This window comes from Pseudomonas oryzae, assembly GCF_900104805.1.
Taxonomy (GTDB): domain Bacteria; phylum Pseudomonadota; class Gammaproteobacteria; order Pseudomonadales; family Pseudomonadaceae; genus Geopseudomonas; species Geopseudomonas oryzae.
Window position 1 is genome coordinate 1430809 of the sequence record NZ_LT629751.1, and the last position, 12521, is coordinate 1443329.

11 protein-coding genes and 1 pseudogene are annotated in these 12521 nt (G+C 60.0%); 2 read left to right on the top strand and 10 right to left on the bottom strand.

Annotated elements, in window-relative coordinates:
* Positions 1-201 precede the first annotated feature (201 nt).
* The 9 genes from BLT78_RS06485 to tnpB form a co-directional block, all read right to left on the bottom strand.
* Positions 202-510 carry an EthD family reductase gene (locus BLT78_RS06485; RefSeq protein ID WP_157719498.1) on the bottom strand — a complete coding sequence of 103 codons (309 nt, stop codon included), beginning with the start codon at positions 508-510 and terminating at the stop codon, positions 202-204.
* Between the two features lie 13 nt (positions 511-523).
* Positions 524-1894 (bottom strand): styrene transporter StyE, encoded by a 1371-nt coding sequence (styE, locus tag BLT78_RS06490; protein ID WP_090348202.1) that lies wholly within the window; start codon positions 1892-1894, stop codon positions 524-526.
* A 101-nt stretch (positions 1895-1995) separates the two neighbouring features.
* Complete coding sequence (gene styD, locus BLT78_RS06495) at positions 1996-3486, bottom strand: phenylacetaldehyde dehydrogenase StyD (RefSeq protein WP_090348203.1); 1491 nt, start codon at positions 3484-3486, stop codon at positions 1996-1998.
* A 2-nt stretch (positions 3487-3488) separates the two neighbouring features.
* Positions 3489-4010 (bottom strand): styrene-oxide isomerase StyC, encoded by a 522-nt coding sequence (gene styC, locus BLT78_RS06500; protein ID WP_090348204.1) that lies wholly within the window; start codon positions 4008-4010, stop codon positions 3489-3491.
* An 81-nt stretch (positions 4011-4091) separates the two neighbouring features.
* Positions 4092-4607 (bottom strand): styrene monooxygenase NADH-dependent flavin reductase subunit StyB, encoded by a 516-nt coding sequence (gene styB / locus BLT78_RS06505; protein ID WP_090348205.1) that lies wholly within the window; start codon positions 4605-4607, stop codon positions 4092-4094.
* 56 nt (positions 4608-4663) lie between these two features.
* A complete protein-coding gene (gene styA / locus BLT78_RS06510; protein WP_090348206.1) occupies positions 4664-5911 on the bottom strand; it encodes a styrene monooxygenase subunit StyA in 1248 nt (415 codons plus the stop codon).
* A 203-nt stretch (positions 5912-6114) separates the two neighbouring features.
* The gene (gene styR / locus BLT78_RS06515; protein ID WP_090348207.1) at positions 6115-6738 is read right to left on the bottom strand and encodes a two-component system response regulator StyR; all 624 of its coding nucleotides are present in this window, start codon (positions 6736-6738) and stop codon (positions 6115-6117) included.
* Positions 6735-9656: a two-component system sensor histidine kinase StyS gene (gene styS, locus BLT78_RS06520; protein WP_090348208.1), complete on the bottom strand. Its 2922-nt coding sequence runs from the start codon at positions 9654-9656 to the stop codon at positions 6735-6737. The genes styR and styS overlap by 4 nt, the downstream gene beginning before the upstream one ends.
* Positions 9657-10157: 501 nt before the next feature.
* Positions 10158-10448 (bottom strand): IS66 family insertion sequence element accessory protein TnpB, encoded by a 291-nt coding sequence (gene tnpB, locus BLT78_RS21965; RefSeq protein WP_408003110.1) that lies wholly within the window; start codon positions 10446-10448, stop codon positions 10158-10160.
* Between tnpB and BLT78_RS21670 the strand changes: the two are divergent.
* Positions 10410-10506 (top strand): annotated as a pseudogene (locus BLT78_RS21670) (IS5/IS1182 family transposase); the annotation flags it as partial. The gene tnpB and the pseudogene BLT78_RS21670 sit on opposite strands and share 39 nt — an antisense overlap.
* Before the next feature lie 165 nt (positions 10507-10671).
* Here the strand turns inward: BLT78_RS21670 and BLT78_RS06530 are convergent.
* Positions 10672-11571 (bottom strand): LysR family transcriptional regulator, encoded by a 900-nt coding sequence (locus BLT78_RS06530; protein WP_090348210.1) that lies wholly within the window; start codon positions 11569-11571, stop codon positions 10672-10674.
* A 153-nt stretch (positions 11572-11724) separates the two neighbouring features.
* Between BLT78_RS06530 and BLT78_RS06535 the strand changes: the two genes are divergently transcribed.
* On the top strand, positions 11725-12429 hold the full coding sequence (locus BLT78_RS06535; RefSeq protein ID WP_090348211.1) for an SDR family NAD(P)-dependent oxidoreductase: 705 nt from the start codon (positions 11725-11727) through the stop codon (positions 12427-12429).
* Positions 12430-12521: the final 92 nt, after the last annotated feature.

Here is a 12521-nt window from a genome sequence, read left to right on the forward strand (position 1 = left end):
GCTGTCATGGCCGGCGCGAACATACAAGGACGGCATGGAGAAGACTGCTGCTGCGTTATTCAAGATAACCCTGAACACTGGCAACTCAGCACATGTATCTTCTCCGCCCGTGGGTGCTCGTGCAGAATCTACTTATTTAACGAACTTCTGATCGGGGCCAGGCAGACCCTGTCCGCGAAGATCGAAAGCTCACTTCTTGGTTTAGCTTTGACAGGGCAACTCGTGAACTGCAAAAGCAATGAGATTTGCACCCAGGGGTGAATAGTTGGGGATGTCTTTCGCCAAAGCCAGTCCAGCATTGGATTGTAGCGCCGCCTGCATTGCCATCTGATCGGCAAACAGCGCCTCAAAGATCACAAACCAACTGCTAGCTGGATCGTCTATCCGGCCGTAGCTTGCCGCGACCAGCCCGGGTAGCGCTTTCAAGCTCGGCAGGTGGCGACTTTCGTAATAGTCTATGAATGCTTGGGGATCGTCCGGCTGAGGGTACATCACGACCAGCTTGTACATGGCAACCTCCGGGTCAGAAACGATGGGTGTAGGAGAAGACGAGATTATCCTGGGAGTGGCTATTACGGATTGGGGCCGGAGCGTTGGGCAGAGAGCGGTTATAGGTGGTCTTTTCGAAGGCATGGTCGTAGGCCACGTCGATGCTGCCGTACCCCAAGTCGTAAGATACCCCGGCCGAGGCGTGCCGGGTCGGAGTGACCGGCAAGGCGGCGAACAGGAGATTGTTATCGGCAACTTCTGAACCTTCCCGGTAACCGGCGCGTAGTGTCCAATTGCTGATCCGATAGCTGGTTCCTAGCGATACAATGGTTTGGTTGCGGTAGTTCTGTGGCAGCTTGAGATTGAGGTCTGCCCCGTTATCGCTGACGAAGGTCACGCTGATATCCTCCATCACGTCGCGCCAGAATACCTGGGAAATGTCGGCGGTAATTAGCCAGCGATCAGTGATCAAGTGGGCGATCCCTGCACTGAGCACTGCTGGCATCTGGATGTCGCGAACCTTGATCTTTCCTGCCAGTGGGATCTGACCAACGATTCCGTCCACTGCGGTCACGGTGGCGTCGCCTTCCAAGTCGTCCATCTGGCTGGCGAAGCTGTAGGCCAAGCCGACGTTGGTGGTAGGTGAAGCTTTCCACAAGAGCCCCAGGCGACCGCCATAGCCCCAGGCATCGGCACCACTGGCCAGGGGCTCGTCGCGACTGAAGCTGATGTGCGCACCGTCCAACGAGGGCAGCCCCCCCAGCACCGGCAGCAGGCTGCCGCTGACCCGGCCAGAGCCGATCAGCGAGCCGACCTGGTTGGCAGCGAACATCATGTCGAGGTTCATCCCCATCCACATGGCATCCAAGCTGCCGCCGACGGTGATTTTGTCGGTGACATCAAAACTGAGCGCCAGCGGGATGTTCAGCACCAATAGCCGGCTGCTGCTATCGAGCTTCGTGCGCGTGCCAGAGCTACCTTCGGAGAGGAAACTGTCATTTCCATACTCGGTGCCCAAGCCTCCTTGGGCGAACGCGCCGATGCCAAGCGCCCAACGTTCGTCTCGGTAGCTGTAGGCGATCTGGGGGGCGTAGTAGGGGCCACGGTTGTTGGATTTGTCGTGGCTTTTGGCAGTCTCACCGGTATCCAGGTTCCGGGTGCTGATGTCCGCCTTGATTAGGTCGAAGCCGGCGCTGAGCTGGCTACCCGGGGCGGCAAAGGACAGGGTGGCTGGGTTGCTCATGATGCCGGCGGTGCCAGTGTCGAACGCCATGGCAGTGCCGCCCATGGCACGGGATACGGGGCCGTAGCCTTCCAGACGGAGCACATCGGTGGCACCGGCCAGTTGACAGAGGGCGAGCAGCGGCAGGCAGCTCGCGACTTGAACAGGAAGAATGGCTTTCATTGTTTTTCTCGTCTGATTGTTTTTGTTCTTGGGGCGCTCACGCGCCAGACGTAACGCAAGGGTTGAGGCATGGGCCGCAGCAGTGCCGCGACCCGCACCGGTCAGTAGGCGATTACAAGCGAGCGGGTCTCCGTGTAGTGCTCGATAGCTGCCGCGCCATGCTCGCGGCCGAGGCCGGAGTCCTTGAAGCCACCGAACGGCAGGTTGGGATCGATCATGTTGTGGGTGTTGATCCACACCGTGCCGGCTTCCAGGTCGTCGCCAATACGCAGTGCGGCGGATAGGTCGTTGGTCCAGACGCTCGCGCCCAGGCCGTACACTGAACGGTTAGCCTCGCCGATGACCTCATCAATGTCGGAGAACGGCGTAGCCACGAGCACCGGGCCGAACACTTCCTGGGTTAGCAGGCGGATGTCATTCTTGGATCGATTAGCGAACACTGTCGGCTTGACGAAATAGCCCTGCGCTAGCGGTGCCTCCAGACCGCCACAGAGAAGCTCGGCACCGTCTTCCAGGCCACTGCGAATGTGCTTGAGAACATTCTCGTGATGCTTTTTCGAGACCATGGGCCCCATCTGCACACCTTCGTCCAGTCCAGAGCCGAGCACGATGCTTTCCCCTATACGTCCAAGACGTTCGAGCACATCGTCGTAGATGCTTGCATGCACGTAGAGGCGCGAGCCGGCAGTGCATACCTGACCGTGGTTGAAGAAGATCGCTGCGGCGGCGCCTTCGGCAGCCTTCTGCGGGTCGCAGTCGGGCAGGACGATCACCGGGCTCTTGCCACCCAGTTCCAGTGATACCGGCTTCAGGCTCTGGCCGCAGGCCGCGCCGATGATCCGCCCAACCTCAGTGGAACCGGTGAAAGCGACCTTGTTTACGCGCGGATGACGTACCAAGGCATCGCCCGCCGTCTCTCCGCGCCCGGTAATCACGTTCAGCGCGCCGGCGGGCAGCCCGGCCTCCAAGGCCAGTTCGCCCAGGCGCAGGGCGGTCAGCGGGGTTTCCTCGGCAGGTTTGAGTACCACGGTGTTGCCACAGGCCAGTGCCGGGGCGATCTTCCACACAGCCATCAGCAACGGGAAGTTCCAGGGAATGATCGCGCCGACCACCCCGACTGGAACGCGGCGGGTCGATGCCTGTACACGCACATCTGGCGGCAGTGGCAGGGAAACGTCCAGGGTATTGCCGCTGATCTTGGTTGCCCAGCCAGCCATGTAGCGCAACCATTGGGCGCTGGCACCGACCTCCAGAAGCCGCGAGTAGGCCAAGAGTTTGCCGTTGTTCAACGTCTCCAGCCGGGCTAACTCATCGGCATTGGCTTCAAGAAGATCGGCCAAGCGCAGCAGGATCGCTTCACGCCGGACTGGAGCCATTCGCCGCCAGGCTGCAGAGCGGAAGGTTTCGGCAGCGCTCTCCACTGCGAGGTTCACGTCATCAGCACTGGCGTCCGGCACGTTGGTCAGCGGATGCCCAGTGGCCGGGTTGAATACAGTCAGCGAGGCGCCGGAGCGGGCGTCTGTCCGGTTACCGTGGATGAGCATCTGGCTCGGCAGGGTGGTTTTAGGGCTTTGAGTCGCAATGCTAGTCATCGTCAGATTCCTTGTTGTTCCGTCATGGTGTGCCCGCTGGATTTGGCGGCGCTGGGTGATTTCAACGCCTGATAACCGATCACGGCCAAGGCGCCGAGCGCGAGAACACCGAACAGGTAGGCGGGGGCCAAGGCAAGGAAGCTGTAGATATCTCCGGGGCCGAACTGGTTGGCGCCAAAGGTCAGGCCGCGGTTGAGCGAAAAATTTGAAAAGAAGTAGAAGCCGACGTTGGACCAGCCATCCAGGATAATGATCCAGCCAAGCAAGCGACTGGTCTTTTCGGCGAGGCCGAGGCTAGGCAGGACGAAGGCAACGGCAATCACCATCATGCCGTTCAGTGCGGGGCCGGAGTGGGCGCGAGCCCAGCCCTCCGGCGTGCCTGGCACACTGAATTCGAGGATGTAGCCGGGGACTATTTCGAAACCGCCGACCAGGTGCATCCACAGGCCAACCCCAAACAGCAGGGTACAGAAGATCATCAGGATGCCGTGACCGGCCATCTTGCGTTCGAAGGCATTGAGCATGGTTATCTCCTTGTTCCCGCGAGGCAGCGGCAATGATGGCGCTGAACCGGGAGTTCTTGTTGTATGGGAGTTTTGCTGGGGTCAACCTAGCGGCACAGGGTTGCCGTGATAGCGACTGGCGAAGAACAACAGCGGCTTTGGTGACTGCAAACTTGGGCGGCCGCAGGCGGTAACCCGTGCGATGAACAGGGTGTGGTCGTGGACCGTCACGCTTTTCTCAACTTCGCACTCTAACCAAGCCAGCGCGCCCTGCAGGGTCGGCAACTCCTCCTGCACGACGAAAGCCGGGGGCTGGCACTCGTCTGGCACGCGCTTGCTGAAGTAAGCGGAGAATGCCTGCTGGTCCTCGCCGAGGATGCTGACGCCGTAGCGACCACTCTGGCTAATCAGGTCATGCATGCGCCCGGGCTTGAGCGACACCATAACGGTAGGCGGGTCCAGGCTTAAGGAGGTGAAACTGTTCACGGTCATGCCGTGCACCTTGCATTCTTCGGTCTCGGCACTGATCACGGCAATGCCGGTGGCGAAGAGGGCGACCGACTGCCGAAAGCAGGTCGGATCGACATAGACGGAAACCGCGAGCTCTTGAGTGTTCATGTCATTCACCTTCAATTCGGGGGGACGCTGGCCCCGCGGGCCAGCGGCAGGGCCGGTCAGGCGGCGACGTCGGGTGCAAATTTGTTGCACCAGTTGCCGATGCGTTCAGGACTCGAGAAGTAGTCCCACTGGCGCTCGGGGTAGTTGAAGTTGTCTGTGAACTCGTCAGCCATCTCACGGCTCTGGCTGAGCACCTGGAGGAACTGCACAAATGCTGGCGGCAGTTGCGACAGGGCTGTGAGAGTGAAATTTGTCCAGCGGGTAGCGCAGGTCACTCGATCCTGCCGGCGCCGCTCCAGGTGTTCACAGAAGCGCTGGTCGTAGACCGACTGAGCGACAATCTCCTCGCCAAGAACCCAGGCTGCATAGGAGGCCATGTTGGCACCCTGACCGAGGACCGGGTCAACGGTGGCCTGTACGTCGCCCAGGCCGATGATGGTGCGACCATTCCTTAGCTGGGCATGGCCATTGCGATATACCGGCACCACGCCGCCCTGGAGGATATCCAGCGAGCCGTTAGCGAGGTCGAACTCATCCGGGTCAATGCGCTCGGCGACAGACGGATGGTGTTTGCGGAGCTTATCCAGCAAGAGGGAGAGGAAAGCTTGGGGATCGTCGTCATATTTGGTGTTCGCGAGAATCTCCAAATCTCCGCCGATGTGGTTTTCCAGCACCAGCGCGGTGACCATACCGTTGAAAGACAGGGTGGGGATCTCGATCAGCTCGCCTTGACCGGGTGAGAAGGACATGGTCACGGCGCGGATCTGAGACTCCTTGATGCCCTTGAACAGGCCGACACAAAGGGCGCGCTGCGGCTTCTCGAATGGAGAGTTCTCGGGCTGCTTGTCGAACAGCTGGCCGAGGGCGAACTTGCCGGTGCAAACCACCAGAAGATCGTACTGCTCGGATAGTGCCTCGAGGTCATCAGCGGTGACCGTGTCGTAGCTGAACTTGCCGCCGCGAGCCTCGAGAGCACGCATCAGCATCGGCAGGTACATACGGTAATCTACTGCGCGGCTCGGCTCCTTGAGGTCGCCGTAGAACTGCATGGGCTGCGGGGTACCAACGTAGTAGTAGTGGCCGAAGTAGCCATATTGGTCGGACGGCCATTCGTTGACGCCCAAGGCCTCCTCGCGCTGGACGGTAACCGCGTGATGAGCAACGGTGTTGAGCAGGCGAAGGTCGCTGTAATCGTCCGGCTTCCGGTCGGTGTAGACAGTGACGTCGATGTCATGCTGGCGCAGGTAAAGGCCCAGATGCAGCCCGGCGGCTCCAGCACCCACGATACCGATACGCTTTTTCATGATGTACTCCTTATTTTTGTTGTTGATGACTGACAGCTCCAAGGTAATCAGTCACCCGCAACTAAGGAATAAACCATGGTTTAGATCGGGCTCAGGCGTAGTGAGTGGTTCGTAAATTATTGATTTTAAAGTGGTTATCGTAATTTTTTACCGGCCGGAAAAACACTCCCATGTGTTCCGGCTCGCATGAGGGGCAGGTCGTCTCATTTGATGCGGGCTGATTCGTAATGGTCAACCAGGCGAACCAGCTCGGCAAGCGAGCGTACGTTCAGCTTTTGCATAATGTTGTGCCGGTGGACCTTGGCGGTGACCTCGGCGATACCCAGCTCGCCAGCGATCTGCTTGTTCATCAGGCCCCGGACGGTCAGACGAAGCACTTGACGTTCGCGCTCAGTCAACGGGGCAAAACGGCTTTCCAGGCTGTTCCGCTCGGCACGTGCCTGGCGTCGCGCGATGTCTATCTGCAGGCCTTGGTTAATGGCGTCGAGCAGAGCCTTCTCCTCAAACGGCTTGGGCAGGAACTCGAAGGCGCCGGCCTTTATCGCCCGCACTGTCATGGGAATGTCGCCGTGTGCAGTGATAAAGACGATGGGAATGTCGTCGCTCATCGTGGCGAGTTGCTGCTGCAACTCCATTCCGGTCATTCCCGGCATGCGCATGTCTAGCACCAGGCAGCCAGGACCCTCTTGACGAGGGTGCTCGAGGAATGCCTGGGCGCTGTCAAATGTTCGCACTTCAAGCCCAGTCGAGCGCAGCAAGTTGCTGAGGGCTTCACGCATGGAGGGATCGTCGTCGACTACAAACACGGTAGGCTTGAGCGGCTTCATGGCTGAACTCCGCAGGCGGCCGGGAGCGAAATCTGGAACAAGCTGCCGGAACTGTTGCCGTCTGAGGGCAGCAGGCGCAGCTGCCCTCCATGCGCTTCGAGGATGGTCCGACAAATCGTCAGCCCCATTCCCAACCCCTGGCTCTTGGTGGTGTAGAAGGGCTCGAAGACGCGCTCACGTTGCGCCTCGGCGACCCCAATGCCGTTGTCGCCAACCAGCAAGAACAGATTGCTGCTGTCTGGGCATAGGCCGACTTTGAGGCTCAGCAATGGTGCTTCCGGGCGAGCAGTCTGGATCGCCTCGATGGCGTTGAGCAGGAGGTTGAGCACAACCTGCTGCAGTTGCACCCGGTCGGCCAGTACTGCAGGAAGTCCAGAAGGAAGTTCAGTCTCCAAAGCAATACCCTGCATCAGCAGGGTTTCTCGCACGTAGCCCAGCACGTCGCTTCCCAAAGCAGCCAGATCCAATGGTTCCTGGTGCACTTCGCCGCGGCGTAGAAATTTTCGAATCCGCAGCGCCACATCGGCTGCACGCTGGCTATCGCGAATGATGCCGCCAACGCAGGACACCGCTTCCTCGTGATTGGGTGGGACGCTCTCTAGCCAGCGCCTGCAGGCATGGCTGTTGGCAATGATGGCCGTGAGCGGCTGGTTGATCTCATGGGTTATGGAGGCGACCAACTCGCCCATGGCAGTCATGCGCATTACCCGCGCCAGTTCGCTACGTGCCTGCTCCAGGGAGTATTCTGCCCGCTTGCGCTCATCGATGTCCTCAACTACGCCAATCAGCAAAGGCGGTGTGTCGCCGCTTTCTGGTATCACTGAAACGCTGGAGCGCGTCCACAGGCTGCGCCCATTCTTATGCAGGAATCGCTTTTGGTGGTGATAGGTCTTCAGTCGGCCGTCGAGGAGTTGCTGCAGGCGCAGGCCAGTGATTTCGCGGTCATCGGGGTGGGTGATATCTAATACCTGGCGGCCGACCAACTCCTCCTGACTATAACCAAGCATGCGACAAAACGCCGGATTGGCGGAGACAAAATGCCACTCGAGGTCAACCACTGCGATGCCGACGGCGGAGTTCTCGTGGATCGCCCGCCAGCGCCGTTCGGATTTCCGCTCTGCCTCGAGGCTGCGCTGCAGGGCCTGGCGACTGGAGATGAGCTCGCGGATCAGCTCGACCAGGTCGGCGTTGTGGGTTTCCAGCTCCTGCTGAAGGGCAAGGCGGGCGCGACGGGTCATCACCAGGTTGCGCACCCGGCTGAGCAGTTCTGGAATGAAGAACGGCTTGGTCACATAGTCCTGCACCAGTTCGGCCAGCAGGGTCATGCGTAGCTCTTCGTCGGCACGAGCCGAGAGCACCAGCACCGGGATCTGCATCAGCCCGGGCTCCTCGCGCATCCGTCGCACCAGTTGCTCGCCGCTAAGCTCCGGCATCATCAGGTCGGTAATGACCAGGTCCGGCGGGGGTGTTTGCCGCATCAGCGCCAGCCCTTCTTGACCATCTGCTGCGCAGGTGACCTCAAATTCGCAAGCAAGCGAGCGGGCAATCAAATGACGCATTTCCGCGTGGTCTTCCACCAGCAGCACATGCGGCCTGTCGGCTTCTGCCTGGCTGTGGGGGTGTTGCGGTATTGGATTGCTGCCATGCGACGAGGACAGCGCCGGAGTCGGCGTCTTGGTAGAGGTAAGTTGCCGGCGAACTTGGGCTTGGCTGGGCGCATGCAGTGGCATCTCCAGCTGGAATAGTGCGCCGCCACCGGGGGCATCACTGACAGTAACGGTGCCTCCGTGTAGCTCGACGAATTCTCGGGCGATCGCCAGGCCCAGTCCGCTGCCGGTCCGAGGACCACCGTAATCCTCCAGTCCCTGCTGGAACCGATCGAAGATTCGCTCGCGCAGGTCGGCGCGAATACCCGGGCCGCTGTCGCGCACGCTGAGTAGCCAGCGATCCTTACCTGCGCGCTCCACGCTGCAACTGATGCGTCCTCCATCGGGCGTGGCGTGGAAGGCGTTTGCCAACAAATTGAACACCACTTGGCCAATCTTCTCGCCATCGACCTCCGCCTTCAGCGGCTCCTGGGTCAGCACGACGCAGGCGATACGTCGCTGCCGGGCGTGCGCCTCGAAATGAGAGACCACCTCCGAAAGTAGCGCAGTGACATCCAGCCGCTCGTAAGCAAGTTGCATCTTGCCCGCGTCGACTTTAGCCAAATCGAGTAGTTCGTTAACTAGGCGCAATAGAGTTACTGCGTTGCGTCGGACGCTGGCCAGATCGTTACGCTGGCGGCTGGACAGCTCATTGCTTGCCAGCATTTCGTCCACCGGACCGAGAATCAGCGACAGCGGCGTGCGAAGCTCGTGGCTCAGGTTGGAAAAGAAACGGTTTTTCTGTGCATCCAGCTCACGGATCTGCTCCACCAGGCGCTCTAGCTCGGTGTTCTTGCGGGCTATCTCCTGCTCATATTTCTTCTTGCTGGTGATGTTCCGCCCTTCGGCGAGTAGGAAAGCCACCTCGCCCGAACTGTCGCGGACCGGAGTTAGGGAATAATCGGTGATGATCGTGCGCTCGCCGCTGGCTTCGCCGTAGACTTCCAGATCGCAGCGAATGAACTCACCTGCGGCAGCACGCTCGACGAGTTGTCGCTGCAGGCTCTGGCTCTCCTGTGACAGAGCAAACCAGCGGGCCTCCCAAAAGGGAGTGCCACGAATGTCTTCGATGCGCAGCCCGGCACCTTCAAGAGCGGGGAGATTGATTTCGAGGATGGTGCCGTCGGGATCCAGCAGCCCGGCAAAGTGATACATCCGGTCAAGGATGATCCGGGCCATTTTCTCGCTCTGGCTCTGCGCATCGTCGTCCTGACTGAAGGTCACATTGCCGACACTCAAGGCCGTTTTGGGGGGTGATTTCATGTCAGTCATCAGTTCGATTTCTCTCGATTTTGTTGTTATATGGGGAGGCTAGCTAGGTTCTATGCTAGAAGTCCAGACAGCTGGAACCGGCCCGGGGTATGGAGGCACACATGGCAGGGCACTACGAACTCCCTTGAGGCTCCTCAGGAGCTGATCACGGATCTGGTTTCCTCTGACATAAGATGGGGCGGCCCAGCAGTGATGACCGACTGGAAGTCCGGGCCAGGGCCACCGGTGATCGTCTGCAAAATTTCGGCGGCGGGGGCTGGGCTCACCCACGTATCCATTGATGATGCATCCCGACGAGCCTTCACTCGCCTGCACTCGGACCAGTAGTGCTGAGGAGCTTGCCGGACTCTGCTTCAGGGCTTGCGCTACTACCTCGTGGGTATCCGTTTTCGGCAAGTAATGACAGATCATGGCGCCTGCCACCTTGCCAGAGCACTCCAGCGGAATATGCTGACGCTTGGGGCGGCAGGCATATCCACACGAAACCCTATACAGCACGCATCAAAGGTAAGTCAGAGCGCTGCACTCAGAAATAGCGAGTATCCGTTGGCGCAGGCCAGCTGCCGTTTGCCATGCGCAGTGCCGCCACCAGTTGGGCAGACTGGTCTCCCGCTGGATTGAGCAAAAGTCCGGCCAGACGCCGTTGATATCCCACTGCAGCAGCTTCGGGCGCGTGCCGGCGTAGTTGCGAAACAGGTAGATGCTGCCGTCGCAGGGCGATCGACCTAGCGCCTGCTGGATGCACAGGGATAGGCCATTGATGTCTCGAATGCCCAGGCACTTCTGGATCAGGTTCGCATCCCCGGAAAGCAAGGCCGACCTCACAAGCGCTGCCGATGGTTACTCGGCGTTCGGAGCGTTACTGGATCGCTCCTGCAATACAGGGTTTCGTTGCACGACAGGCTGACGGTAGCTTGCCGGCGCTATCGATATGGGGTTTCGCTGCACACTTGTGGCGCGAGCAACCTCCGGCTGCCCTCTGTAATATGTGGCCCTTGGGCAAGCAATTCGCTCTTTACCAGTCTTTGCTGAGCTCGATCAACTGGTCGACCACATAACGGACCTTGGGTCTCAGGTGCGAGGTCTTCGGCCATAGTGCGTAGATGTCCACCGGATCCGGTTCCAGTTCGGCCAGCACCTCCACCAGTCGTCCGTCAGTTATGTGCTGGCGGAACAGGTAGAGCGGCATCTGGCACAAGCCCAGACCGGCCAGGGTGGCGTCGATCATGGCGGCGCCATCGCTGAACTGGTGGGTGGAGGGCGGGGCAAAGCGGATGTTCTGGCCCTCGCTGCAAAGGCGCCAGGACAAGGGCAATCCACGCCTGAAGCCAACGATGCAGTCATGCCGCTCCAGGCTGTGTAGCCCGTCGGGATAGCCCTGTCTCGCAAGGTATTCGGGAGAGCCGCAGATGACCCAGCGCTGGCTTGCCAACTTGCGCGCCACCAGATTGCTCTGGTCGCCGATTTCCCCGAAGCGGATCATCAGGTCGACACCTTCCTCGATGGGATCGATCAGGTGATCGCTGAAGGAGAGGCTCAACTTCAGACGCGGAAACTGTTTGGCCAGTGACAGCAGCATCGGCATGATCACCTGCCGACCGAAGGCCACCGGCATGTCCACGCGCAAGCGGCCGGCTGGCTCGTTGGCCCTAGGGCCGAGGCTGTCTTCGGCGCCCTTGATTTCATCCAGTGCCGCCGCGCAGGCGGCGAAATAGGCCTCGCCGTCGGCGGAGAGGCGAATGCGCCGGGTCGTGCGGTGGAACAACTGGGTTCCCAGCCGTTCCTCCAGCCTGGAGATTGCCTTGCCCACCGCCGACTTGGAGACGCCAAGATGCTCTGCGGCCTCGGTGAAACTGGAGGAGCGGGCGGCGGTGACGAAGGTGATGACTCCGTTCAGCGATTCGATCTGCATCATTCGGCTTTCTTATGTTGACTTATTTTCTACTCAGTTAAGAGTTTTTGCCTGTTTATCTGAATCTTTGTCGACTATAGCATGATCCCCCATCTGGATTGGCGCCTTGGAACAAGGGCCACCATTCGATAGCCCCACCTACCACCGGAGTCATCAATGACCACTGCAGACAAGCAGAAGCACGCCCTGATCCTTGGCGCATCGCGAGGCCTCGGCCTCGGGCTGGTTCAGAAATACCTGGAGCAAGGCTGGAAAGTCTTGGCGACCGAGCGTGCTCCGGGGCCGGACACTCATCTGGGACAACTGGCCGAGAAATTCTCTCAGGCACTGCGTGTGGAGCAGCTCGACATCAATGACCAGAAGCAGATCGAACAGCTTGCCGAGAAGCTGAAAGGTGCCACTTTCGATCTGCTGTTTGTGGTCGCCGGTGTGAGCGACGATCCGCAGCAGCTGTCCAGCCAGATCAGCAACGACGAGTTTGCCCACCTGATGCTGACCAATGCCCTCAGCCCCATGCGAGCGCTCGAAGCCTTCAGTGCCAATGTTCCGGCCGAGGGGGTCGTGGCCGTCATGTCTTCCGCCCTGGGTAGCGTCAGCACCAACACTGAAGGTGGCTACGAGTCCTATCGGGCCAGCAAGGCCGCACTGAACTCGCTGCTGCGCAGTTTCAGCGCGCGCAAGAAGGATGAGCGGACCTACATTGCCATGATGCCGGGCTGGGTACGCACTGACATGGGAGGCCCAGACGCTCCCGTCGAGATCGAGGACAGCACCGATGGCATGGCCAAGGCCATTGCCGCACGCCAGGGTAACGCTGGCGTGTTCTTCATCGACTTCCAGGGCAACGAAATCGCCTGGTGATGGCTATGGTGGCGGGCATTTCCCGCCCGCCTCTGCAAGGACGTTGTCCGGAAACGATCCGCCAAGTATGCTCGCGTGCCTACTTGGCCCGG

Excerpts from the sequence above, each read along its gene's own strand:
- BLT78_RS06485 (WP_157719498.1), bottom strand. The coding sequence starts at position 510 with ATGTACAAGCTGGTCGTGATGTACCCTCAGCCGGACGATCCCCAAGCA.
- styD (WP_090348203.1), bottom strand. The coding sequence starts at position 3,486 with ATGACTAGCATTGCGACTCAAAGCCCTAAAACCACCCTGCCGAGCCAG.
- styE (WP_090348202.1), bottom strand. The coding sequence starts at position 1,894 with ATGAAAGCCATTCTTCCTGTTCAAGTCGCGAGCTGCCTGCCGCTGCTC.
- BLT78_RS06530 (WP_090348210.1), bottom strand. The coding sequence starts at position 11,571 with ATGATGCAGATCGAATCGCTGAACGGAGTCATCACCTTCGTCACCGCC.
- styB (WP_090348205.1), bottom strand. The coding sequence starts at position 4,607 with ATGAACACTCAAGAGCTCGCGGTTTCCGTCTATGTCGATCCGACCTGC.
- styA (WP_090348206.1), bottom strand. The coding sequence starts at position 5,911 with ATGAAAAAGCGTATCGGTATCGTGGGTGCTGGAGCCGCCGGGCTGCAT.
- styS (WP_090348208.1), bottom strand. The coding sequence starts at position 9,656 with ATGACTGACATGAAATCACCCCCCAAAACGGCCTTGAGTGTCGGCAAT.
- BLT78_RS06535 (WP_090348211.1), top strand. The coding sequence starts at position 11,725 with ATGACCACTGCAGACAAGCAGAAGCACGCCCTGATCCTTGGCGCATCG.
- styR (WP_090348207.1), bottom strand. The coding sequence starts at position 6,738 with ATGAAGCCGCTCAAGCCTACCGTGTTTGTAGTCGACGACGATCCCTCC.
- styC (WP_090348204.1), bottom strand. The coding sequence starts at position 4,010 with ATGCTCAATGCCTTCGAACGCAAGATGGCCGGTCACGGCATCCTGATG.